Below are 844 nucleotides of genomic sequence, written 5' to 3'. Positions count from 1 at the left end.
ATGTGTAATGGAAGCCAGTGGTCCTTATTATTTAAGATTAGCCACCTTTCTGTCTAATAAAAAAATATCAGTTTGTGTAATAAATCCTTTAGTGATCAGACGTTTTAGTCAAATGCGAATGTCACGAACGAAAACAGATAAAAAAGATGCTATAATTATCGCTGAATATGGAAAGAGTCAAACTCCCAATTTATGGCAGCCCGAAGCAGATTATGTCTTGGAAATAAAACAAATGCAAGCTTACGTCGAGCAAATGAATAAATCCAGAACAGGCTTTATAAGACAGCGAGAGGCTTTTAAACAGAATCCTGTAGAAAGCTTGGCATTAAAGGAAAGTTTAGAAAAAATGATCAACTCATTGGAAATTGAAATTGCCTTTATTGAGAATAAAATGATTGCAATTATAAAGGATCATCATAATGAACTCTTTAAACAATTAAAAAGCATACCTGGGATAGGACGCAAAACCGCTATGTTGTTAATTGTAATAAGTGGCGGCTTCACAAAATTTAATAATGCCAGACAACTGAGTTCTTACGTTGGAATAAGTCCTCGCATTTTCGAATCTGGAACGAGCGTAAAAGGAAAGTCGAAAATTTGTAAAATGGGTATGAGCAGAATAAGGGCGATGTTATATGTTTGTTCGTGGTCTGCAAAAAAATATAATACCGCTTGCAAAGAATTATATGATCGATTAGTCGAAAAGGGGAAAGCGAAAAAAATAGCTTTAATTGCTGTAGCAAACAAACTACTTAAACAAGCGTTTGCTTTAGCATCAAAAAATGAGTTTTATTTATCTAAATAATTAAAAATAAATTTGCTTTTAAACACAGTTCATTTCGAG

General features: G+C 33.1%; 1 protein-coding gene. It reads left to right on the top strand.

Features of this window, described 5'->3' with window-relative positions; genetic code table 11:
- Positions 1-805: IS110 family transposase (locus ACHRV5_RS22360; protein ID WP_395428334.1), on the top strand; the 805-nt coding region annotated here is incomplete at its 5' end.
- Between the last annotated feature and the right edge of the window lie 39 nt (positions 806-844).

The organism is Flavobacterium sp. FlaQc-52 (genome assembly GCF_044007495.1).
GTDB lineage: Bacteria > Bacteroidota > Bacteroidia > Flavobacteriales > Flavobacteriaceae > Flavobacterium > Flavobacterium cupriresistens.
This window is presented reverse-complemented; position numbering and strand designations above follow the sequence as displayed.